This window comes from Egicoccus sp. AB-alg6-2, assembly GCF_041821025.1.
In the GTDB taxonomy this organism is placed as follows: domain Bacteria; phylum Actinomycetota; class Nitriliruptoria; order Nitriliruptorales; family Nitriliruptoraceae; genus Egicoccus.
In genome coordinates, this window is record NZ_JBGUAY010000006.1 from 1 (window position 1) to 23,367 (window position 23,367).

At 71.7% G+C, this 23,367-nt stretch carries 18 protein-coding genes; 6 read left to right on the top strand and 12 right to left on the bottom strand.

Features of this window, described 5'->3' with window-relative positions:
* On the bottom strand, nucleotides 1-884 hold an 884-nt coding region (locus tag ACERMF_RS11610; protein WP_373669261.1), incomplete at its 3' end, for an Ig-like domain repeat protein.
* 476 nt (nucleotides 885-1,360) lie between these two features.
* On the opposite strand from ACERMF_RS11610, the gene ACERMF_RS11615 reads away from it, so the two are divergent.
* The gene (locus tag ACERMF_RS11615) at nucleotides 1,361-2,050 is read left to right on the top strand and encodes a response regulator transcription factor (RefSeq protein WP_373669262.1); all 690 of its coding nucleotides are present in this window, start codon (nucleotides 1,361-1,363) and stop codon (nucleotides 2,048-2,050) included.
* A complete protein-coding gene (locus tag ACERMF_RS11620; RefSeq protein WP_373669263.1) occupies nucleotides 2,050-3,369 on the top strand; it encodes an ATP-binding protein in 1,320 nt (439 codons plus the stop codon). Before ACERMF_RS11615 ends, ACERMF_RS11620 begins: the two co-directional genes overlap by 1 nt.
* Here the strand turns inward: ACERMF_RS11620 and ACERMF_RS11625 are convergent.
* The 4 genes from ACERMF_RS11625 to ilvA all read right to left on the bottom strand — a co-directional run bounded on the left by ACERMF_RS11625 (nucleotide 3,360) and on the right by ilvA (nucleotide 6,841).
* A complete protein-coding gene (locus ACERMF_RS11625; RefSeq protein WP_373669264.1) occupies nucleotides 3,360-3,749 on the bottom strand; it encodes a response regulator in 390 nt (129 codons plus the stop codon). The genes ACERMF_RS11620 and ACERMF_RS11625 overlap by 10 nt on opposite strands.
* Before the next feature lie 158 nt (nucleotides 3,750-3,907).
* A complete protein-coding gene (locus tag ACERMF_RS11630) occupies nucleotides 3,908-4,720 on the bottom strand; it encodes a hypothetical protein (protein WP_373669265.1) in 813 nt (270 codons plus the stop codon).
* Nucleotides 4,721-4,908: 188 nt separating this feature from the next.
* Nucleotides 4,909-5,400 (bottom strand): hypothetical protein, encoded by a 492-nt coding sequence (locus ACERMF_RS11635; protein WP_373669266.1) that lies wholly within the window; start codon nucleotides 5,398-5,400, stop codon nucleotides 4,909-4,911.
* Between the two features lie 232 nt (nucleotides 5,401-5,632).
* Complete coding sequence (gene ilvA / locus ACERMF_RS11640) at nucleotides 5,633-6,841, bottom strand: threonine ammonia-lyase (protein WP_373669267.1); 1,209 nt, start codon at nucleotides 6,839-6,841, stop codon at nucleotides 5,633-5,635.
* 280 nt (nucleotides 6,842-7,121) lie between these two features.
* Between ilvA and ACERMF_RS11645 the strand changes: the two genes are divergently transcribed.
* Both ACERMF_RS11645 and ACERMF_RS11650 read left to right on the top strand, forming a co-directional pair.
* Nucleotides 7,122-8,513 (top strand): class II fumarate hydratase, encoded by a 1,392-nt coding sequence (locus ACERMF_RS11645; protein WP_373669268.1) that lies wholly within the window; start codon nucleotides 7,122-7,124, stop codon nucleotides 8,511-8,513.
* A gap of 151 nt (nucleotides 8,514-8,664) precedes the next feature.
* The gene (locus tag ACERMF_RS11650) at nucleotides 8,665-9,930 is read left to right on the top strand and encodes a Glu/Leu/Phe/Val dehydrogenase (protein WP_373669642.1); all 1,266 of its coding nucleotides are present in this window, start codon (nucleotides 8,665-8,667) and stop codon (nucleotides 9,928-9,930) included.
* A gap of 289 nt (nucleotides 9,931-10,219) precedes the next feature.
* On the opposite strand, the gene ACERMF_RS11655 is transcribed toward ACERMF_RS11650, so the two are convergent.
* From ACERMF_RS11655 to ACERMF_RS11680, 6 genes are all read right to left on the bottom strand, one after another.
* Nucleotides 10,220-11,131, bottom strand: coding sequence for a type IV toxin-antitoxin system AbiEi family antitoxin (locus tag ACERMF_RS11655; protein ID WP_373669269.1), 912 nt, complete (start codon nucleotides 11,129-11,131; stop codon nucleotides 10,220-10,222).
* Between the two features lie 388 nt (nucleotides 11,132-11,519).
* Nucleotides 11,520-12,881, bottom strand: a complete 1,362-nt coding sequence (locus ACERMF_RS11660) for an inositol-3-phosphate synthase (protein WP_373669270.1) — start codon at nucleotides 12,879-12,881, stop codon at nucleotides 11,520-11,522.
* A 197-nt stretch (nucleotides 12,882-13,078) separates the two neighbouring features.
* Nucleotides 13,079-15,748, bottom strand: coding sequence for a [protein-PII] uridylyltransferase (gene glnD / locus ACERMF_RS11665; RefSeq protein WP_373669271.1), 2,670 nt, complete (start codon nucleotides 15,746-15,748; stop codon nucleotides 13,079-13,081).
* Nucleotides 15,749-15,752: 4 nt separating this feature from the next.
* The gene (locus ACERMF_RS11670) at nucleotides 15,753-16,091 is read right to left on the bottom strand and encodes a P-II family nitrogen regulator (protein WP_373669272.1); all 339 of its coding nucleotides are present in this window, start codon (nucleotides 16,089-16,091) and stop codon (nucleotides 15,753-15,755) included.
* Between the two features lie 165 nt (nucleotides 16,092-16,256).
* Nucleotides 16,257-17,414 carry an FIST N-terminal domain-containing protein gene (locus ACERMF_RS11675; RefSeq protein WP_373669273.1) on the bottom strand — a complete coding sequence of 386 codons (1,158 nt, stop codon included), beginning with the start codon at nucleotides 17,412-17,414 and terminating at the stop codon, nucleotides 16,257-16,259.
* Between the two features lie 122 nt (nucleotides 17,415-17,536).
* A complete protein-coding gene (locus ACERMF_RS11680) occupies nucleotides 17,537-18,964 on the bottom strand; it encodes a diguanylate cyclase domain-containing protein (protein ID WP_373669274.1) in 1,428 nt (475 codons plus the stop codon).
* Nucleotides 18,965-19,436: 472 nt separating this feature from the next.
* On the opposite strand from ACERMF_RS11680, the gene ACERMF_RS11685 reads away from it, so the two are divergent.
* Together ACERMF_RS11685 and ACERMF_RS11690 are read left to right on the top strand one after the other, a co-directional pair.
* Nucleotides 19,437-20,657 carry a hypothetical protein gene (locus tag ACERMF_RS11685; protein ID WP_373669276.1) on the top strand — a complete coding sequence of 407 codons (1,221 nt, stop codon included), beginning with the start codon at nucleotides 19,437-19,439 and terminating at the stop codon, nucleotides 20,655-20,657.
* Nucleotides 20,638-22,431: a diguanylate cyclase gene (locus ACERMF_RS11690; protein ID WP_373669277.1), complete on the top strand. Its 1,794-nt coding sequence runs from the start codon at nucleotides 20,638-20,640 to the stop codon at nucleotides 22,429-22,431. Before ACERMF_RS11685 ends, ACERMF_RS11690 begins: the two co-directional genes overlap by 20 nt.
* Nucleotides 22,432-22,440: 9 nt before the next feature.
* Here ACERMF_RS11690 and sucD read toward each other — a convergent pair whose 3' ends face one another.
* Nucleotides 22,441-23,331 carry a succinate--CoA ligase subunit alpha gene (sucD, locus tag ACERMF_RS11695; RefSeq protein WP_373669278.1) on the bottom strand — a complete coding sequence of 297 codons (891 nt, stop codon included), beginning with the start codon at nucleotides 23,329-23,331 and terminating at the stop codon, nucleotides 22,441-22,443.
* Nucleotides 23,332-23,367: the final 36 nt, after the last annotated feature.

Genomic DNA, 23,367 nt, shown 5'->3' on the forward strand with positions numbered 1-23,367 from the left:
CCCAGGTAGTTGACGGTCTCAGCGAACGACGCCGACGCCGACGCGGTCCCGGTGTTGGTGTTGTTGGTGTACGCCGGGGTCAAGGTCTCGTTCAGACCACCCGCGCCAGTCACCTGCGCGGAGCACGGCGTGATCGCCGAACCGGAGTAGTCCACACTTGCCGGGCAGGTCACCGTCGTGGTTGTGGGTGCCTTCGCGATGGCGAGGGTGCCGGAGCCCGTGCTCGACGAGTGCGTGGAGTCACCGGCGAAACTTGCTCCCACCGAATGAGAACCAGCTGCCAGGCTCTCCAACGAAACGTTCGTCAGCGTTGCAACGCCCGAGCTGTTCGTCGTTGCGCTACCTGCGGGCGAGTTGCCGATGGTGAACGCAACGGATTTCCCGTTCACGCCGGCTCCACCAGCGGTCAGCGTGGCCGTCAGTGTCCCGGCACCGCCGTACGTCCCGCTGCCGCTAACCGAGCCAAGGCTGGTCGCCGCCGTGGCCGGCGCGGTGACACGCAGTGTGAAGTCCGCCGAGTTGCTTGTCTCCCCGCTGCTCGTGTCAGTCACCCGGTGCGTGATGGCGTACGACCCGGCCTTCGCGGACGAGAAGCTGACGGTTTGGAAGCCAGAGTTTGCGTCACCGCACTCGGTAAACGTCAATGACGACGGAGACACCGTGACGTCGCTCGGGGCGAGAATCGCCACGGTTGTTGGAGTAGCTGGTCTTGCGTTGCAGTTACCCTGCTGCCCGCCGGTGGGACCGCCGTCATTACCCTTCTGCACAATCCAGTATCGAATCGACGTCGAGCCGCCTTCGGCGATGGCGGTGTTGCCGCTGGAGTCGAGTGCGTTGTTGTCGGCTTCGTCTGCTGCTGCGACGCCGGCGGTCGTCATGAGCATGGTTGCAGCCGTCAGGGCCGCGAACAGGCGGCGGGAGCGCCGCCTCGGAGAGCTTCGCATTGGTGTGTGCCTTCCCTTGGCGAGCCTTGCGGTCCGCTGGTCGTGGGAAGGTGTGTCGGTTTCGCCCCTGGCTCCCCAGCCGACTCGGCGACCAACTACCGCCGGCTGGATCAGTGCCCCACACCCCGTGCCGGCCCCCGTGACCGACATCTGAAGGAAGCCTGCGGCCAAAACCTGTGCGGAAGCTGTGGCATCGGCGATTTCCTCAAAATTGATGAAGACCCACCCTGAGCCGTTTCGACGAACCACATTTCAGCGCACTACCCCGGTACCCGGCTCCCCGGTGCGGTCGTGAACGCGTTCTGGTGCACTGCCGCGACGATGGCCGTTCTGGACTCACGACCAAGAACGGTCGTTTCGCCCGCAAATGTCGCATGCGGCCTCTAGCATCCGCGCAGTTGACGACGGGCGGGTAGATGGGCGGCAGCGCCGCACGCGTGTTGCTGGTCGAGGACGACCAGGCACTGCGCGCTGCCGTGCGCTCGGCATTGGCGGACGAGGGCTACACCGTCCACGACGAGCCCGACGGCATGCGCATCAGGCCCACCGCCACCGCGTTCCAACCTGACCTCGCCGTCCTCGACGTCCGGCTGCCCGACGGCCCCAGTGGCCTCAGCATCGCCCGGGTCCTGCGCGAGCTCGACGCGCAGCTGCCCATCATCTTCCTCACGGCCGCCGACTCCACCGACGACCGCCTCGCCGGCTTCGACGCCGGCGCGGACGACTACCTCGTCAAGCCGTTCGTGATGGCCGAACTGCTCGCCCGCGTCCGCGCGTTGCTGCGCCGCAGCGGCCGGCTGACCTCCGACACCTGGCAGGTCGGCGACCTGCTCGTCGACGAGGACACCCGGCGCGTCCGCTGCAACGGCATCGAGGTGGAACTGACGAGGACCGAGTTCGACCTGCTCGTCGCGCTCGGGCGCAATCCCGACCGGGTGCTGTCCAAGACCCAACTGCTGTCCGCGGTGTGGGGCTTCGACTCCTACGACGTCAACGTCGTCGAGGTACAGATCAGCGGCCTGCGCCGCAAGCTCGAGGCGCACCTTCCCCGCATGATCCACACCGTCCGCGGCTCGGGCTACCGCCTGCGCCCGCCCGCCGACTGATGCGGACCCCATCGCTGCGCCGGCGTGTGACGGTCTCCGGCGTCGTCGTCTTCGCCCTGCTCGTCACGCTCCTCGACATCTTCGTCTACCTCACGTTGCGCGAACGGCTCCAGGACACGCTGGCCGAGGTGCTCGACACCCGCGTCGACCTGGCCCGCGAGCTCGGGGAGCAACTCCCGGCCGACGAACTCGTCGCACGGCTGACCGCGCTCGGCGTGCCGGTGACGGCCACCACGGCCGAAGGCGAGGTGCTGACCGGTGAACCGGCGACCCCGCGCTTCGGGGCAGGCCCCCCGGGCCCGGTCACGACGATGCCCACGCCCCGCGTCTCCGAACCGGTGCGACTCGAGGACGGCACCACCCTCGAGGTGTACGCCTCCAGCGCCGGCGTCGAGGCGACGCTGGCGCGAACTGCAACGTTGCTGCTGGTCGGCACCGTGCTGGCACTGGCGATCGCGGCCGTGTTGTTCCGGCGCGCAGCCGCCGTGGTCGTCGCCCCCCTCGAGGAGGTCGCGGCGGCCGCCGGGCGGACGACGCAGGGCCACGCCGGCGAACGGCTCCGCCCGGACGACCCCGACACCGAGCTCGGCCAGCTCGCCACCGCCTACGACACGATGCTCGACGCACTCGAGGAGGCGCTGGGCACCGCGCGCGCGGCCGAGGAGCGGACCCGCCGGTTCGTCGACGACGCCGCCCACCAGATGCGCACCCCCATCGCCACGCTGCGTTCCTGCGTCGAAGCCCTGCTCAAGACCGCCCAACCCGACATCCGCGACGAGCTGTTCGGGTATGTCATCCGCGAGACCGCCCGCTGTCAGCGCCTGTTGGACGACCTGCTGAACGCGGCCCGCTTCGACCAGGGACACGACCTGGCCTTCGCATCGCACGACCTGGCCGCGATCTGCCTCGACGAGGTCGAGCGTGCCCGCAGCCTCGCGCCCGCGTTGACGCTCGTGATGACGGCCCCCAGCGACGCCGTCGAGGTCCGCGTCGACGCGGACGCCATCCGCGAACTACTCGCGAACCTGCTCGACAACGCCCGCCGCCACGCCGCCACCCGCATCGAGGTGGTGGTGAGCGACGCAAGTGACGCCGTGACCGTCACGGTCGCCGACGACGGTCCCGGCCTGCCCACCGGCAGCGAGGAACGCGTCTTCGAGCGATTCACGTCACTCGACGGGCGCGGTGGCTCCGGGCTCGGGCTGCCGATCGCCCGCCAGATCGCGCGCACGCACGGCGGCGGGCTCGCCTACTCCGACGGGGCCTTCCGACTGCGCCTGCCCCGCACGAACGTGACCGGCGACGGCGCTCAGAGGTGAGCCGGCGCGTTCCCAGAACGCCGCAGCATGGCGGCGAGCGGACGCAGGTCGTCGCGAGAGACGACACCGGCGGCGCCGGCTTCGGCCAACGCCACATCGATGGCCTGCAACGGCGAGATGACGAACACCTCGCAGTCCCCGGCGGCCCGGATGGTGGACACCACGCGGGTCCCCATCCGCCCCCCCATCGTGAGGTCGACGACGACCACCTCGATGTGCTGGTCGATGACATACTCGAGCGCGTCCGACCAATGTTCGACGACACCGACCGGTTCGAAGCCAGCGTCGGCGATCACCCCCATGATCGCCGACGCCAGCGTCGAATCCGCTGCAGCGAGCACGAGTACGCGGCCCCTCGGTGCCTCGGCGTACTCGCCCATCCCCGCGCTCCAACGGACGGTTGTGTAAGCCCAACGATGCCCGCGCTACCTGTGGCGGACCTGAGGAAAACGCACGAGAACTGCGCGTGGCGGCCCGTTCACGCACCGCTACCCCTCTGCGACCGACACGGATCGCACGCTGCGTAGGCCTGCGCTGTTCAGGCCTGCGCTTCGCCGTCGAACCGGAAGCCGCGGTCGAGCAGTTCACGAACGTGACGGCTGATCTCGGGCGCCGCGTCGTCGGGAAGCTCGGCCTCCAGGGCGCGCGAGAAGTCCACCGCGGTGGCGTTGATCGCCACGTCGAAGCGGGCGGTGTCGCCGGCCGGTCCGAACACCGTCGGGTCCTCGGCCGCCGTCTCCATCAGCTCGAGCCAGGCGTCGAGGTGGTCGAGATAGACCGTTCGGACGGACTCGGCAGCGAGGGTCTCCAGCGGTTGCTCGAGGTCGGCGCGGGCCTCCGCCAGGCTCATCGCGTTGGCCGCGGCCACGCTTCGCACGGCGGCGAAGAACGGGGTGAGGTCGGTGCCTTCGGCGAGTTCGAAGGTCTGCGCCAACTCCTCCTGGAACGTCAGCATCGTGCGCTCGGACGCCTCGACGCCGGTGAGCAGGGTGGCGAAGTCGGCGTCACTGCCGGTGAAGTCGGCCGGGTCCGGCGGCCGCAGTTCGGCATCCGGGGACGGCGACTCGGTCGGGGTCGGCTCGCCGGTCGGTCCGGCCGCTTCCGGCTCCGGCCGGTCGATGACCCCCGCCCAGAGCAAGCCCACGGGCACCAGCAGCAGGACCGCGACCACGGCGACGACCGAAGCCACCCGTCGGCGTCGCTGGCGACGCCGCACGAACGGCGGCGGCGGCGGACCGTCGGCGTCCGGTTCCTCGGCGCCCCAGTGGGTGACCGTCGGCGGGTCGTCGGCCGTCCAGGCCGAGCCCTCGGGGGCCGCCCACCGATGGCGCCCGCCGTCCTGCTCGTCCACGCCGTCGACCTCTCGCGCTCCCGAACCGGGAACGGTACCCAGCCGCCGCGCCGGCGGAGCGCTCCGGGCACCTCTCCGCCGCAACGGCGGAGGGGGCGACCCATCGGCCGCCCCCTCCCAGTGCTTCCCGACGCCCCCAGCGTGACCCCGTCGAGATGCCGCAACTGCCCCGTTTGACCCGCTTCGAGCTACAGCTCCACGCAGTCGCCGCGCTCGGTCATCACGAACCCGCGCACCGGGTGCATGTGGCCACGCAGATGCACGCGGCCGAACCGTCCGCCGTCCTCGTGCAGGATGTTGAGCCGGATGGCGAAGTGTCCCTTCAGCGGCTCGGCCTCGTCGGCCATCGCCTCCTCCATGGTGGAGAACAGCGCCGTGCCGCCGCCCGAGCCCACGATCCGGTAGCGGTTCCCGTACTGGTCGGTCGCCCCGACGTCCACGGCCCGCGCCTGGAAGTGCGCGCGCACCTTCCCGTTGCCCAACTCGTTGATGCTCATCCATCCGACGTAGGCGCCCGACCGCTCCGTGATCACGACGTCGCCACACTGGAACCGGACCGGGCTCGTCGCGCCGGCGAGCTCCTCGCGGAACGGTTCGCGCATCGGTGGTGCCGCCGACGCCGGCAGCGTCCCCGCCAGGACCAGCATCCCGGTGAGGACGCCAAGCAGCAATCTCCGCATGTTCCTACCTCCCCTGTCCGGCGCCCGATCCCCCGCGGACCCCTGCACGCCGGGTGGAACGGTAAGCACCTCGAGGTAGGACGAAGCGGGCAAACCGCACAGGAACGTCCGCGATGCGCGCCTGCAATCCTGACCGTGCGCTGAAGACGCACGCCCGAGCGCCCGAATCTCGCGACGCGCGCCCGACCGATCACCGACGGCGACGGGGCGCTGGGGGCGGGAAACGGAAGCGTCAGAGGCGGGGCTGGGGGTAGCCGGCCTCGACCAGGGCCTGGCGCAGCCCCTCGACGTGGTCGTGCCCGCGGGTCTCGAGCTCGAGCACCACCTCGACCTGTCCGAGCTGCAAACGGTGCTCGAGCCGGTGGTGGGCGACCCCGACGACGTTGGCCCGCTGCTCGCCGACGAGGCGGAGCAGGCGGGACAGCTCGCCCGGGTGGTCCGGGACGGTGGTGCGCAGCGTCACGTAGCGGCCCTCGGTCGTGAGCCCGCCGGTGACGAGGTGTTGCAGCACGAGCGGGTCGATGTTGCCGCCGGAGAGCATCGCCACGACCGGTCCGCGCACCTCGACGCGGCCGGACAGCAGCGCGGCGACGGCCGCGGCGCCGGCGGGCTCGACGACGAGCTTGGCACGCTCCAGCAGGAGCACGACGGCGCGCGCGAGCTCCTCGTCGTCGACGGTCACCACCTCGTCGACCAGGGCCTCCACGTGCGCAAGCGTCAGCTCGCCCGGCCGCTTCACCGCGATGCCGTCGGCGATGGTGTCGCAGGTCGCTGCCTCGACGGGGGTGCCTTCCTGCAGCGAGCGCTCGAACGACGACGCGCCCGCCGCCTGCACACCGACGATGCGAACGTCGGGACGCAGCGCACGGAGCGCGACGGCGGTACCCGAGATCAGCCCGCCGCCACCGACGCAGACCAGCACCGTCCCCACCTCGGGGAGCTGGTCGACGATCTCCAGGCCGACGGTCCCCTGCCCCGCGATGATGTCGGGGTGGTCGAACGGGTGCACGAAGACCCGGCCCTCCTCCTCGGCGAACGCCAGCGCGCGTTGCAGGGCGTCGTCGAAGGACTCGCCGACGAGCTGGACCTCGGCGCCGTACGCCTCCGTGGCGTCGACCTTCGGCAGCGGCGCCTCCTTGGGCATGAACACCGTCGCGGCCACGCCCTGCAGCTTGGCGGCCAACGCGACGCCCTGCGCGTGGTTGCCGGCGGACGCGCACACCACGCCGTGGCGACGTTCGTCGTCGGAGAGCTGACAGATGCGGTTGTAGGCGCCGCGGAGCTTGAACGAGCCGGTGCGCTGCAGGTTCTCGCACTTGAGCCACACGTCCCCCCCGGTGGCCGCACCGATGGCTCGCGAACGCTCCATCGGCGTCACCTGCGTAACCCCCTCGAGCAGCCGCTGGGCGGCGCGGACGGCCTCGATGCCGACGAGCTCCACGTGTCGTCCCTCCTGGGGTGAGGCCGCGAGCCTACGACCCGACCCGCCTCGCCCGCCCCACCCGCCGTGACCGGCACGCCCGACGCCATGCCATCGCTGGGCCATTCGGGGAGTCGTTCGACCAGGTCGTGGCCGAACGACTCCACAGACCGATGAGCAACGGGGGCCGCACGGCCGGGCACCGTTTCGTGCCGCTGTCCCGACGGCTCTAGCCTGCCGGAGCCCAGGCGCGACCGCGGATGCGAGCGCGCACAGCCCGGCGAGCGACGAGGTGGCAACCATGGCAGGCGAGTTCCGCACGGCCCACGACACGATGGGCGAGATGCAGATCCCGGTCGACGCGCTATGGGGCGCCAGCACGCAGCGGGCCGTCGAGAACTTCCCCGTCTCCGGCCAGCCGGTCCCCCTCGAGGTGGTGCACGCCCACGCGATGCTCAAGTGGGCCGCCGCGACCGCGAACGAGGAGACCGGGGTCGTCGACGCCGAGGTGGCCGACGCCATCCGCCGCGCGGCCGACGAGGTGATCGACGGCCAACTCGACGAGCACTTCCCCGTCGACGTGTTCCAGACCGGGTCGGGCACCTCGACCAACATGAACGTCAACGAGGTGGTCGCCAACCGGGCCAAGCAGCTGCTGGGCGAGGACCTGTCGTCGGGCAAGGTGCACCCCAACGACCACGTCAACGCGTCGCAGTCGTCCAACGACACCTTCCCGACCTCGGTCCACGTCGCGGTCGCGCGCGTGGCCAGGTACGAGACCATCCCCGCGCTGCAGGAGCTGGCCGCCTCGCTGCGCCGCAAGTCGGACGAGTGGGCCGACGTCGTCAAGTCGGGCCGCACGCACCTGATGGACGCCACACCGGTCACGCTCGGCCAGGAGTTCGGTGGCTACGCGCGCCAGGTCGAGCTCGGGGTCGCCCGCATCGAGAAGGCACTGGACTCGGTCTACGAGCTCGCGCTGGGAGGCACCGCCGTCGGGACCGGGCTCAACTGCCCGCCCGGATTCGTCGACCGCGTCATCGAGCTGATGGCGGAACGCACCGAGCTGCCGTTCCGCGAGGCCGAGGACCACTTCGAGGCGCAGGGTTCCCGAGACGCGCTGGTGGAGATCTCCGGCGCGCTCAAGACCGTCGCGGTCAGCCTCATCAAGATCGCCAACGACGTGCGGTGGATGGCGTCGGGCCCGCGCACCGGCCTGTACGAGATCCAGCTGCCCGAGATCCAGCCCGGTTCCTCGATCATGCCGGGCAAGGTCAACCCGGTGATCCCGGAGTCGGTCCGCCAGGTCGCCGCGCAGGTGATCGGCAACGACGCCGCCGTCACGGTCGGTGGCCTCTCCGGTGAGCTCGAGCTCAACGTCATGATTCCGCTGATGGCCCGCAACGTCATCGAGTCCGAGCGCCTGCTCGCCTCCGTCAGCCGCGTCTTCGTCGAGAAGTGCCTCGACGGCACCGAGGCGACCGAGCAGGGCCCACAACTGGTGGAGCGCTCCCTGATGCAGGTCACCGCGCTGGTGCCCGAAATCGGGTACGAGCGCTCCGCTGCGCTGGCCAAGAAGGCCCACAAGGAGGGCAAGACGTTGCGCGAGGTGGCCGTCGAGGACGGCGTCGAGGAGGCGACGCTCGACCGCGTGCTCGACTACAAGCGGATGACCGAGGGCGGCATCCTCTGATCCCGGTCTCTGATCCCGGTGGCGTCGGCCGACCCCGTGCCGACGGCCGTTTGACCGCGCGCGGCGGGCTGCTTCGCTCGGCACCCCATGCGCGACGCGTCGAGACGTCGTGCGACGACGGCCAGGAGCGACCGTGGACGCCACCACCTCGATGACCCCGTTCGAAGCGGTCAACCACTTCTTCCAGCGGGCCGCCGTCATCGACCGGTTGAGCGACGAGGCGATCGCGGTGCTCTCCGGCACCTTCCGGGAACTGCGGGTACAGATCGCCGTCCGCTGCGAAGGTGGCGCACGGAACGTCTACTACGGCTACCGCGTGCAGCACAACGCCGCCCGGGGCCCCTACAAGGGCGGCATCCGCTTCCACCCCGATGCCGACCTCGAGGAAGTACGCGCCCTCGCCTCGCTGATGACCTGGAAGACCGCGCTGGTCGACGTCCCCTTCGGCGGCGCCAAGGGCGGGGTGCAGGTCGACGCGACCAACATGAGTGAGGTCGACCTCGAACGCATCACGCGGCGCTACACCGAGCAGATCGGCCACATCATCGGGCCGACACGCGACATCCCCGCGCCGGACATGAACACCAACGCGCAGACGATGAGCTGGATCCTCGACCAGTACGGACGCCGCTACGGCCACACGCTGGGCATCGTTACCGGCAAGCCAGTGGCGCTCGGCGGATCGCTGGGACGGGAGCAGGCGACCGGTCGCGGGTGTGTCATCGTCCTCGACGAGGCGGCCCGCGACCTCGACCTCGGCGAACCAGGCGAGATCTCGGTGGCCATCCAGGGGTTCGGCAACGTCGGCTCGTGGGCGGCGGAGACCGCGATCGAACACGGCTACCGGGTCGTGGCCGTCTCCGACATCCGTGGCGGCATCTACCAGCCGGACGGACTGGACATCGCCGCCGTCCGTGCACACCTGGCCGAGAGCGGCAGCGTGGTCGGCATGCTCGGCACCGAGCCGGTCACCAACGAGGAACTGCTGGAACTCGACGTCGACGTGCTGATTCCCGCGGCACTCGGCGAGGTGATCGACCACGACAACGCCGACCGGATCCGGGCGCGCATCGTCATCGAGGGTGCGAACCATCCGGTCACCCCGGTCGCGGACGAGATCCTCAACGGTCGCGGTGTGACGGTGGTGCCCGACATCCTCGCCAACGCCGGCGGGGTGACGGTCAGCTACTTCGAGTGGGTGCAGAACAGCCAGGACATGCGCTGGGACCTCGAGACGGTCAACGCCCGGCTCGAGGCGAAGCTGCGCACCGCCTACCAACAGTGCCGCCAGTTCCAGGACGAGCACGTCGACGACGCCAAGGCGTGGGGCGGCGAGCGGTTGTCCCTGCGCGAGGCCGCCTTCGCGCTGGCCGTCGACCGCGTCACCGAAGCGGCCCGCCTCCGCGGCTACGTCTGATCCTGCCCGCGGGGTCGGCTGCGCGGTGATGCGTGGGTGCGGCGGTGCGGTGAGGGCGAGGCTCACCTCGGATCTGCCGCACGACCGCGCCGAGGCATCACCGAGTGGCGCGCTCGAATCCCTCGCGGGGCGCCGACCGGCGCCAACCCGGGCCGACCGGCGCCCATCCCCCACCCCCCGTGGTGATGCGTGGGCGCGGTGGTGCGGTGAGGGCGAGGCTCACCTCGGATCTGCCGCACGACCGCGCCGAGGCATCACCGCGTGGCGTGCCTCGGATCCGGCGGCGGCGTCAGCCTGCGCGCAGCCGGCGGACGAAACCGGCGAGAGCCGGCCCGTCGAGATCGGCGCGGCGGGCCACCTCGACGTGCCAGCCGAGGGCGCGCATGCGGTCGCGGACACGGGCATCCTCGCGTCGCGCCGCCGACAGGTCGTGGTACGCGGCGCCGTCGAACTCGAGGAGCGTCATCCGCTCGGGCCAGGCGACGTCGACGCGCTTGATCCGCTCACCGCCAGGGCCGCGTACGACGAACTGCAGGACGAACGGGGGCGCGCCAAGCCGACGTAGCCGCTGCACCCCGGCGACCTCCAGCGGTGAGCCGAGTTTCTCGCTGCCGCTAGGAAGTCGCGCCGCGACGTCGAGCAGGCGGCGTCGACCCGGCACGTGGCGGTGCCGATCGGCGAGTGCGAGGAGTTCGTCCAGCAGCCCGCGATCCCGTCGCAGCCGGTCCGCGAGCAGGCGTTCCAGCTCACGAGGAGCGGTACAGGACGCGAGGTCGAGGAGCGTCCGTGCCGGCGTCGTGCACCGCAGCCGGTGCACCTCGGTGACCTCGTCGGCGCCGATCGACGACGTGGTACGGAACCGCGTCGAACGGATGCGGGGGTTGCGGCCGCGTGGCACCACCACCTCGATGCGGTCGGGCCGCTGTACGTCGAGGAACTGGTGCAGGTGAGCGGCGGTGCGGTGCGAGGCCCACGCGTCGTCGCCGGCGAGCAGCAACACCTCCATCACCTGCCCCCGCCAGGACGACGTATGGGTGCGCAGGTCGATGACACCCGGATGCGGCTCGTTCCAGGATGCGCCGGTCAGCCGATGACGGATCGTCCAGTCCGAGACGCCGGCCTGCTCGCGGAGTTGCCGGCGCGTCACACGGCCGTATTGCTCCCGGCCGAACTCCTGCGCGCGTTCGTCGACAGTGGGCATGGCCCCAGCATCGCGCGCACCGGCGTGAGCGACGCCGCCGTCTGCCGCCTGGTTGTGGACGAGCGGCTCGACCACGCCGGATCGCCAAGCATCGAGGCGAGCGCGAACCGGGGCCAACCTCGACCTCGATGCCGGCGGCCCCGCAGGCACGCGGTGATGCCGCGACGAGGTGGTGCGGTCAGACGGAGGCCCACCTCGGATCTGCCGCACGACCGCGCCCAGACATCACGACGCGACGGTCCGGAGCAGCCGACGGCGCCGCGGGCACGCGGTGATGCCACGACGAGGTGGTGCGGTCAGACGGAGGCCCACGTCGGATCTGCCGCACGACCGCGCCGAGGCATCACGCCGAAGACGATCCGGACGGCGGGCCGAAGCGCGGGCGGGGTCAGTGCTCGGGGAGGTAGTCGTCGGCGTAGTACTCGACGCCGAGGTGGGTGATCTGGTCCTCGCCCATCAGCCAACGCAGCGTGTTCTTGAGCTTGGTCTGCTGGATGAACAGGTCGTGCTCGGGGTACAGGCCCGGCGCGGTCTGGGGCGCCTTGAAGTAGAAGCTCAGCCACTCCTGGATACCGCTCATCCCGGCCCGCTGGGCGAGGTCGAGGAACAGCGCCAGGTCGAGCGCGAGCGGGGCGGCGAGGATGGAGTCGCGGCACAGGAAGTCGACCTTGAGCTGCATCGGGTACCCGAGCCAGCCGAAGAAGTCGATGTTGTCCCAGCCCTCCTTGTTGTCGCCACGCGGCGGGTAGTAGTTGATCCGCACCACGTGGTGGAGGTCGCCGTAGAGCTCGGGGTACATCTCGGGCTGCAGGATGGTGTCCAGCACCCCGAGCTTCGAGGTCTCCTTGGTCTTGAACGACTCCGGGTCGTCGAGCACCTCACCGTCGCGGTTGCCCAGGATGTTGGTCGAGTACCAGCCCGCCATCCCCAGCATGCGGGCCTTGAACATCGGCGCCAGCACGGTCTTGACCAGCGTCTGGCCGGTCTTGAAGTCCTTGCCGCAGATCGGCACCCCGTTGTCGGAGGCGAACTGCCGCAGGGCCGGCACGTCCACGGTCAGGTTCGGGGCGCCGTTGGCGAACGGCACCCCTTCGAGCAGGGCGGCGTAGGCGTACAGCATCGACGGGCTGATCCCGTCGTCGTCGGCGTCGATGGCCGCCTCGAACGACGCGAGGTCCTGGTGGGCGGCGCCGATCTCGATGTAGACCTCGGTCGATCCGCACCAGATGACGACCATGCGGTCGCACCCGTGCTGTTCGCGGAAGTCGCGCAGGTCCTGTCGGATGCCCTCGAGCAGCGCCCGCTTGGAGGTGTCGGCCATGACGTTGGGGCCGTCGAGCTTCTTCACGTACGCCGGGTCGAAGGCGGCCTTCATCGGGCGGATCTCGCGCAGGGCGTCGGCGATCGGCTCGAGGTGGCGGGCGGTGTCGAGCACGCCGGCGTTGGCGGCCGACACGTAGGCGTCGTCCTCGAACGGGTCCCAGGCGCCGAAGACGATGTCGTCGAGGTCGGCGAGCGGAACGAAGTCCTTGATCACCGGCGCACGCTCGTCGGTGCGCTTGCCGAGGCGGATCGTCCCCATCTGGCTCAGCGACCCGATCGGCTCCGCCATGCCGCGCCGGATCAGCTCGACGCCGGCGATGAAGGTGGTGGCGACGGCGCCGAGGCCGACGCAGATGACCCCGAGCTTGCCGTCGGCGGGCGCGATGCTGGGCGCTTCGAGGCGCGGCTGGGACGAGACGTCGGACACGGGAGCACTCCGCGGGAAGGGAAAGCGGGCGGCAGACGGCGCGCCCGACCCCACAGGTTAGGGCGCGCCGGCCGGTCCCGACGTCACCCGGCGACGACGACCGTGTCGGTGATGGCCCATCGCTACGGAGTTCAGGACCGACCCGGACGCAACTCAGGACCGACCTGGACGGAGCTCAGGACCGACCCGGACGGAGCTCAGGACCCTCCGGTCAGTTCGTCGATGGAGGCGGTGACGGCCAACTCGAGTTCGCTGAGGTGGTCGGCGTCGAGGGGGTTGCCGTCCGCATCGCGGACCGCGAACACGTCGACCACCTCACGGCCGATGGTCTGGATGCGTGCCACGACGATGTCGAGTTCGAGCTCCGCCAATGCCGTTGCGATGGCGTACAGCACCCCGACCCGGTCCATGGTGTGCACCTCGACGAGGGTGGACCGGCCGGCGGCGTCCTGTTCGACGCTGATCCGTGTCGGGATGTCGTGGGCTCGCGAGGCCCGCCACCCGGCTCCGCGCGCGCGACGCTGAACACGGGCGCGGATGGCCAGCTTGCCGGCGGCCGCTTCGGCGAGGTCCCCTTCGACGGCCGCCCACCAGGCACCACCGCTCCCCTCGGGCGGACGGACCTTGAAGGTGTCGACGGCCAGGCCGTCCTCGCGGGTGAAGGCGTCGGCGGCCAGGATCGAACCGGCGTGCAGGGCCACGACGCCGGCGACCCTGGCGAACCAGCCCGGGTGGTCCAGGGCGACGACGTCGAGTTCGTCGACGCCCCCCTCGCCCGGCGACGACTCCCCGCCCGGGGTCACCCGGGTCCGCACCTCGGTGGGGCCGGGGACGAGCGCCGCCATGAGCGTGTGTCGGACCACGGCGCGCGGCGACACCGAGCGGGCGTAGCGGGTCGGCAGCAACGCCAGGTGTTCACGCACGGCGGCCGCGTCGGCGCCCAGCTCGGGGGCCAGCCGCTGTGCCTCACGGACGGTCTGCACGGCAGCCTCGCGCTCGTCGTGCTGCGCGTCGCGGGTGTCGCCGTCCTGCTCGTCGAGCACTGCGCTGACTTTCGTGATGAGGGTGTGGAGCAGGCTCGCCGTCCAGGAACTCCAGGCCGTCGGTCCCGTCGCCATCCCATCGGCGGCGGCGAGAAGATGCAAGCAGGCCAGCGTCGATCGGTCGCCCACCTCGGCCGCGAGTGCGCGGGCGAGTTCGGGATCCGAGACATCGCGCCGGCGGGCCGCGTCGGGAAGCCGCAGGTGCAACGCGACGAGCCGGCCGACGAGGTCGACCGTGGCCGGCGCAGCGCCGAGCCGGCGCGCGATCGCCGTGGCCAGCGGCACGCCGGTCTCGCTGTGGGGTTCTCCGAGCGCCTTGCCGACATCGTGCAGCAGCACCCCGAGCAACAGTCCCTCACGGTCGTCGACCTCGCGCAGGGCTTCCGCCGCCCACGGCTCGCGGCGGACCAGGTCGCCGAGGTTCGCGGCGGCGTGCCAGGCGTGCCGGTCGAGGGTGTAGCGGTGGTAGGGGTTGCGCTGCGGACGGCCGCGCAGCAACTCCCACTCCGGGATCAGCGCGGTCAGGATTCCCACGTCGTCGAGTTCGGCCAGCGCCGGCAGCATCACCGCGCCGCGCCACAGCACCCGAAGGAACCGTTCCCGCTGCGGGCCGGTCCACGTGCGCGCGAGCCCACCGTCGTCGACCCTGCGGCGCAACCGCGCGGCGCTGCCCCGGTCCAGCACCGCGCCCGTGTCGGCGAGCGCGACGAACAGCCGGACCGACAGGCCGGGCTCGTCCAGGTCGATGCCCTCGGGGAGCCGCAACACCCCGTCGACGAGCTCGAACCCGTCGTGCTCGCGTTCGGTCGGCCGGCGGCGGCGCCTGGCACCGCGCGCGAGGTCGGCGTCGATCAGCGACCACGCCCGGCGGTGCACGTGGTCGATGGTCCTCGCCGCCAGGATGAGGTCGCGCAGGAGTTCGTGCACGGCGAGGTGGTGCGCGTTCCGGTCGGCGTACCCGAGACGCGCGGCGACCGCCTCTTGCAGATCGAGTCGGAGCACCTCGCTCCCGGGACGGGCGACGGCCGACCCCGACGGCGCGGCCGCGAGATGCAGCGCCACGCGGGCCGCCAACAGCTGCTCGCGGGCCTGCACCAGCCGCGGCCGGTCGGCGGCGCCGAGGTAACCGGCCGGAACCAGTGGGTCGAGGCCGCTCGCACCGACCAGCGCCGCGGCGGCCCACGACAGCGACTGGACGTCACGCAGGCCACCGGCACCGTCTTTCAGGTCGGGCTCGATCGCTTCGGCCGCGTCACCGGCCTTGCGTCGGCGCGCGACGTCGGCGCGCCGCAACGCCTCGAGGAATCGGTGCGGCCGCTGCCGCAGGCGACGCAGCACCGCGACCTGCACCGGGTGGGCCAGACCCGGGTCACCGGCCACCGGGCGCAGCTCGAGCATCGAGGTGGCCGTGTCGACGTCGTCGACGGCGCCGATGGCCTCGCGTCGATCGCGGACGGCGTAGCCGACCGTCAGGCCCGCGTCCCACAGCGGATAGACGATCCGGCGTACGGCATATTCCAGCTGCGGCTGGTCGAGCCGGTCGTGCAGCAGCAGCAGGTCGACGTCGGAGCCGGGGCACAGCTCGCGCCGCCCGTAGCCGCCGACGGCGAGGACCGTCAGGCGGTGGGCGTCGACGACGGGCGCGGACAGCTCCCGCATGGCGTCGTCGACGGCATCGCTCCAGGCCTCGCACCAGGCGCGGCCGGGTGGCGGACCGACCCGGTGCAGCGTGTCCCGACGTTCGCGCAGCCGGCCGACCACCGCCTCGGCCCCGTGGCGGGACGGTCCATCCGCGTCGAGCGCGGCGCGCGGGACGGAGGTCACCGGCTCAGATCGCGGCGTCGTCACGTTCCCCGGTGCGGATGCGCACGATCTGCTCGACCGGAGTGACGAAGACCTTGCCGTCGCCCACCTGTCCGGTCTGGGCGTGCTTGACGACGGTGTCGACCACCTCGCCGACCTGCAGTTCGGACACGAGCACCTCGAGCTTGACCTTCGGCACGAACTCGACCGTGTACTCCGCACCGCGGTAGACCTCGGTGTGACCGCGCTGGCGGCCATAGCCACGTACCTCCGTGACCGTCAGCCCCTGGATCCCCAGGTCCTGCAGCGCCTCCTTGACCTCGTCGAGCTTGTGGGGCTTCACGATCGCCGTGACGAGCTTCACGTCGTCCTCCTCCGCCGGCGTGCGCAGCGCGACGCCTCAGGGCCGGGTGACGGCCGATGCGCGTCACCGTCCGCGGGGGGACCGCGGCGACCGCAGCATCGAGCAACGCGGTGTCCCCGCCGTGTCCCGACCGTTTCGGCGGCGTTACGTCCCGATCGGAAGCGATCAGTCCGGGGGCGTGTCGTCCTCCCCGGAGCCGAACAGCAGCATCGAGGCGGTGTAGCCGTGCAGGTGTGACCGGTCGCCGACCGGGCCCAGTTCACCCGCACAGAAGGCGCCCGCCACCGCACCGCCGAGCGCCAGCTCGATGGCGCGGACGTCGTGGTCGCAGATGCCGAACAGGCCGCTTCCCCGCCCGGTGCAGGTGAACAGCAGCGTGCCGACGGCCGGTCCGGCGTCCCCGAGAACAGCGGCGAGATCGGCGCTCGCCGTCTCGGCGTCGCGGACCTGGAACTGCACCGTCTGCCCGATCCGCGGCAGGTCGCCGACCGTGATGCTGCCGCGGGCGGGGTCGACGGCGAGGACCCCGCGGACCAGAAAATCCCCCGTCGCGTAGGTGTCACGGACCTCGTCGACCACCAGGCCGATCTGCAATCCGCCACGCTCGAGCAGGTCACGCTCGTCGTCGTCGAGGTCGTGCAGCATCTCCTGCAGGCGGCCGGCGGCCGGTTCACCGCCGAGTTCGAGGATGCGGTTGCGGTCGGCGGCGGTGACGGTGAGCGGGATGCCGATCGGGCGGCAGCCCTGCGACACCAGCGGGGTGGTGTCGAGGTCCCGCAGGATCACGCCGACGGCGCCGTCGTCGTGGAGCTGCCCGTCGAGGAAGAACCGGCTGCGTCCTTCGCCGCCGGTCAACAGCCCGCCCACGATGGTGGGCCCGCGCCCACGGTCGCCGACCCGGACGGCCACCTCGGCGGCCGGAAACGACAGCGGGTCCGCCAACAGCAGCACGACGTCGTCGGGTTGGGTGTCCGGCCAGCCGGCGACCGCCATACCGCCACCTGCGGTGCGGACCGACCAGACCCGGAACGGCTGCACCTGGCCCTGGGGCAGATGAGCGCCCCAGACGACCACGCCCGGCCCGGATTCGACCTCCTCCCCGGGTCCGACCACGCCCTGGGCGAGCGCGCCGATGAGCACGCCGGGTTCGAGCCGGGTCTCCACGGCCAGGGCGACCGCCTCGAGGTCGTCGGCGTGCTCCGGTCGCACGAACACGACGGCGAGGTCGCAGTGGTCGCCGAGCGCGACCGCGACGGCGTCCGCGGCTTCGGCCGCCGCCAACGCCCCCTCGGGCGTCCGTGACAGCGATGCCGATGTGCGCACGACGGCCTCCTCTCCGGCCCGTCGCAGCCTAATGGGGTGCGATCTCCCGGACTTCGTGCAGGAAAGACCCGAGCCGTCCGGCAACACCCGATGCCGAACGAGGCGCCGGCTGGCCCGGAGAATCAGACGCCGGCGACCGCGGTGTGCGTACAGATGGCGATGCGGCCTTTGCCGGCGTGCTTGGCGCGGTACATCGCCTCGTCGGCGCGACGGAGCAACGAGTCCGGGGTGTCGCCGGCGTGCGCCGTCGCCAGGCCGATGGAAACCCCGATGATGGCGTCGCCGAGCTCGAGCTCGAAGGGCGCGGCCACGGCGTCGAGCAGCCCCTGCGCCAGATCCGAGGCATCGGCGGGTGCTGGCTCGCACACCACGACGAACTCGTCACCCGCCAGGCGGCCGACGACGTCGTGGACCCGGACGTTGCGGCGCAGCCGGTCGGCGACTTCCGCCAACAGCTGGTCGCCGGCGCCGTGGCCGAGCGTGTCGTTGACCGCCTTGAACCCGTCGAGGTCGAGGAAGAGCACGACGAGCGGATTACCCGTGGTGACCGCCCGCTCGACCGCGCCCTCGAGCCGTTCGGTGATCGAGGCACGGTTGGGCAGTCCGGTGAGCGCGTCGTGCAGCGCCCGGTGACGCAGCAGCGCGGCTGCGGACTCGCGTTCCCTCAGCAGTCGGGTCATCCGCCACAGCACCAGCACGACACACAGCAACGCGGCGATGGCGGGCACGCGCGTCGCCGCAGGGCCGGGCGCGCGCAGCATCGTCGCGGGAACGGCCGTGAGTGCCAGGCCGATCACGACCAGGCGGCCGAACGGCAGCGAGGTCACCTCGCTGGGCTCGGCCGGCCGCGACAGCTCCCGCATCGACGGGTGCAGGCTGGCGACCGCCACCAACACGTAGGCCAGCAGCCACGCGGCCGTCGTCAGCGGCGTCGAGGTGTCGTGGCCGAGCACGTAGACGGCGTTCGCCGCAAGACCGCTGGCGGCGGCGCCCACCAGCAACCACGCCGCGACGTTTCGGTGGGCCCCGGTGAACAGCACGCGGATGGCGCTGGCCATGACGGCGGCCGTCAGCAGGGGGACCGCGACGTAGGTCAGGTGCGCGAACAGGACGGTGCCGTCACCGCCGCCCGGCGCAAGCGCCGCGTCGACGAGCACCGTGGCGATCGCGACCGTGACGAGCCAGCCGTCGATGCGGCCCTCGGGGTCGCCCGCCGGCAGCCGCGTCCGCACCAGGCGTGTGCAGGCGACCCCCAGCACGAGGTAGCCGACCAGGTAGAGGACGCTGCTGACCACCAACGCGATGCCGCCACGCTCGTACGGGTCGAGCAACAGGTCCCAGAGGTTGGCGGCCGCGAAGCAGCCCATGCCGAGCGCGATGGTGTGCCAGGGCTGGCGAGTCCGCGGCCGCAGCACCAACGGCCCGACGACGGTCGCCGTCACGACCCACGCGCCGACGAGCACCCAGGCGACCCGGAGGGGCAGCCAGACGAGGGCTCCGACGGACGCCGTCCCGAGCCCCACACCGATGCGCCACAACCACCGCTCCATGGTTGTTCGTGTCGGCCCGGACGTACCGGTCCTTAGCGTTCTCGCACGCTGCTTCGGGTGGATGGTGGTGCGCAGGTGCAGGACAGCAGGACGCGGTCGCGCGACCGACGCACGGACGGGCACCTCTTCGCCGCCAGACGCGTTGAATCAGGTGTGACGGTCCGCCCCTGACCGTCAGAGCGCGCCGATCTTCGCCCGACGCCCCATCGGGTGGCGCGCCAGTGAGCATCGCCCTTCCCCCAAGGGTCGCTCACGTGCCGGTCGACGCCGTGCCCCGCGCGTCCCGGCTTGAACGGACCCCCGGCTCCCCAGCCGGGGGTCCGTTTCGCTGTGTCTCCAGCGTTTCCCTGGGGTTGCCGCTCCTCGCCGGGACAGGGGCCGTCGGTACACCGAAGCGCTCAAGTCGGGATCCGCGGCGGCCGACAGAACGGGCACAGCCAGCGCGCGCACGCGCGAGACCTTCGGGGGAATCGTGACCGGATCGGTGTCCCAGCGGCTGCGGCGACGAGGTGCCGCGGTCGCGGTGCTGGCGTGCCTGCTGGTCTCCGTTCCCGCGACCGCCTGGGCCGCGCCAGGTCACGGCAATGGCGGCGGGAACGCCAGCGAGGCCAAGGCCGGCCACGGACGCTCCGCCGAAACGAAGGCGCAGGGCAAGGCCAAGACGCACGGCAAGACCAAGAGCACGTCGCAACCGAAGGCCAAGGGCAAACCGAACGCGTCCTCACAGGCCAAGCCGAAGGCGCAGGGCAAGACGCAGGCCAAGGGCAAGGCGAGCCCGAAGCCCAAGGCGCAACGGGCCGAGGCGTCCGCGCGCCCGAAGGGGCACGCCGGCACGGCCCCGGCCCGCGGCAACAGCGGCGTCCCGCGCGCGCAGGCGCCCGGGCAGAGCAAGGCCAAGAACGAGCAGGCCACCGCGAAGGCCGCGAAGGCCGACGGCAAGGTCGAGAAGGCCGCGGCGAAGCCCGGCGGTCGGATGCCGGCCGGGGCGGACACGAACGCCGGGGACGCGGACGGCGCCGCCGCCAAGGCCGCCAAGATCGACGACCGCGTCGCACGTCGCGCGGCCTCCGACGACGACTTCCTCACTGCGGCGAGTGTCGGCAGCGGGGGCGGCAGCGACCGCGATCGCAACGGCAACGGCTGGGGGCGGCTCGACCGCGACCGGGGCGACCGTGGCGTGCAGGGAAACGGGCAACGAGCCCGGTTGCTGCCGGTCCTGGGCTCGGTGACGCCCACCGACGCCGATCGGGTCACCTCCGACGCCGTCGTCCTCAACCGTTCTGCCGTCCAGACGGCGACCTCGGCCAGCGCGTCCGCAGGCGCGACATCGGGCTCCGCTTCGGCTTCCGCCACGGCCCCGGCACCCGGCTCGTCGCCCGCCTCGGCCCCGGCCGCACCAGCGCCCGCACCCGCCCAGGCGGCTACCTCGAACCCGTCGATCGAGGCGTTGGCCCTCGAGTTCGGCGTCGTGGGACGCACCACGCGGGCCGGCGGCGAGTTGCTGCGTGACACGGGGCGCGCGGTCGTCGAAGCGATTCCCGTGGAGGCACGTACCTTTGGCATTCCACTGGGTCTGCTGGCCGCGCTGGGTGGCTACCTGATCGCGCAACGCCGGTTCCGGCCGGGAACGCTGCCGATGTCCGCAGCGGCGGTGCCCGAGCAGGAGGGAGCACGTGAGCGCCACCGCCTCTGACGACGTTGCTCGTCGAGCGCGGCTGCGTGCCATCACGTTCGGGCGTCTGCTCGCCCACCTGCTGTTCGGTCTGTACCTGGTCACCCTCGGCCCCGACCTGGTCGACCCGGCCGGCCAGACGCTGCTGCGCGCGGCGGCCGTGGTCCACCTCTCCGTCAACGCCCTGGCGCTGCTGACCCCCGAACATCCTCGAGCCCTGCGCGCCGCGATCGAGACCACCACGATCGTCGACGCCGCCATGATCGCGGTGCTCGTGGCCGTCACGGGCGGGGTCGTCAGCCCCTTCATCTGGCTGGTGCTGGCCGAGGCGGTCGCGGTCACCCTCGTCTTCGGCTGGGGTGGGGGCCTGCGGGCCGCCATCATGCTGACGCTGGCGGTGCTGTGGATCCACTCGGTGACCCCGCCGGTGCTCGCCGAGACGATCGACGTGGTGGCCGAGCGCGACACCAGCCTGGCCATGGCACTGTCCGCCGACCACCAGGTGATCTGGCTGCTGGTCGGTCTCGGCGCCGTCACGGCACTGGTCGGCTGCCTCAGCGCCGTCGCCGAGCGCGACCTGCGCGGCTGGCTGAGCGACCTGACCATGCTGCGTCAGGTGACCCGCGACCTCGATCCGCGCCTCGGCATCGACCGCGTCTGCGACGCCATGGCCACCACCATGGTCAAGAACTTCGGCTACCGCGGCGCCGTGGTGTGGTTGATGCAGGACGTGCGGCTGCGGCCGGTCAGCCAGGCCGGCCGGGCCGGTGTCGACGCGGTCGCCGAGGGCGCCGAGCTCTCACCGGCCGTGACACCCATGGCCGACGCGGTCGAGCGCCGCGAGCCGACGCTGGTGCGCCGCACCGACCTACGCCCCGGCGCGCTCCAGCGGGTGCACGGCCCGAACGCGCCGCTGGTGCTGCTGCCCCTGCGCGCCGAAGGACGTCTGCTCGCCGTCATCAGCGCCGAGGTGGGGCGTTCCCTGCTGGCAGGCCCCGCGTTGCGGGGCGCCGACCTGCGCCGGCTCGGCCTGCTCGCCGACGAGGCATCGCTGCTGCTCGACAACACCCGCCTGCAGGCCGACCTGAAGGCACTGGCGACCACCGACGGCCTCACGGGGCTCCCCAACCACCGCTTCCTGCAGCAGCGCCTGGGCGAGGAGGTGGCTCGACTCGACCGCAACGCCGCCGACGGTGACGACCGCCCGCTGTCGGTCGCCCTGTTCGACCTCGACTTCTTCAAGAAGATCAACGACACCTACGGCCATCCCACGGGCGATGCCGTCCTGGTCGCCGTCTCACGCGCCGCGGACGGCCTGCTGCGTGCCAGCGACGTCGTCTGTCGCTACGGCGGCGAGGAGTTCGCGCTCGTGCTGGTCGACACCGGCGCCGACGAGGCCGTCCAGGCCTGTCAACGCCTGGGCGAGGCCATCCGCTCGCTGCGGGTGCGGGCCGAGGACGGTCGCGACCTCGGCACCATCACCGCGTCGTTCGGTGTCGCGACCACCGTGGGGCCCGCCATGGACCGCGCGGAGCTCATCGCCGGCGCCGACCGGGCCCTGTACGCCGCCAAGCACGCCGGACGCAACCGCGTGGTCCATCTCGACGACATCGAGGACCCCGCGGAACGCAACGCCCGCGACGACGACCGCGACGACCGCGACGACCGGGAGGCTCACCGGGACTCCGAGCGCCGGATCGACCTGCCACGCGCGGGCGCTGCGGGCCGCGCGAACGAACGAACGGCGCCCCGGCACGAGGCCGGGGCGCCGAATTCGACCAGCGTCGGGCCGTAGCCCGCGGGTTCAGTCGCCCAGACGCTCGATCATGAGCTGGGCGGCCTCGGAGGGGTTCATCGCGACCGAGATCCCGAAGCTTTCGAGGATCTCCTTCTTCTCCGCGGCGGACTCGCCGCCGGGACCGCCCTCCTTGACGATGGCGCCGGCGTGGCCCATCTGCTTGCCCTCGGGGGCCTCGAAACCGGCGATGTAGCCGACGACCGGCGTGTCCGGGATGTTGTCCCGGATCCACTCACCGGCCTTCTGCTCCTCCGACCCGCCGATCTCGCCGACGAACGCGATGGCCTCGGTCTCGGGGTCCTCGGCGAACGCCTGGATCACGTCGAGGAACTGCGTGCCGATCACCGGGTCACCACCGATGCCGACGCAGGTCGAGATCCCGATGCCGGCCTGGGCCAGCTCGTGCATGATCTGGTAGGTCAACGTGCCCGACCGTGACACGAGACCGACCTTGCCCGGCATGGTGATGTCGGCCGGGATGATGCCGACGTTGGACTTGCCGGGGCTGATCAGGCCGGGGCAGTTGGGGCCGATGAGTCGGACCCCGCCACGACGCACGACCGTGTCGTAGACCTCGGTCATGTCGTGGACGGGGACGCCCTCGGTGATGGCGACGATGGTCTGGATCCCGGCCTCGTAGGCCTCGAGGATCGCGCCCTTGGTGAACGGCGCGGGGACCATCACCATCGAGGTGTTGGCGCCGGCCTCCTCGACCGCCTCCTTCACGGTGGCGTAGACGGGGACCCCGAGCTCGTCCCAGGTCGTACCACCCTTCTTCGGGTGGGTACCGGCGACGATGCTGGTGCCGTAGTCCTGGTTGCGCTTGGCGTGGAACGTGCCCTGGGAACCGATGCCCTGGACGACGACCTTGGTGCTTTCGTCGATGAAGATGCTCACGAGATGCTCCTCACGCCGCAGCGGGCGTGTGACGGG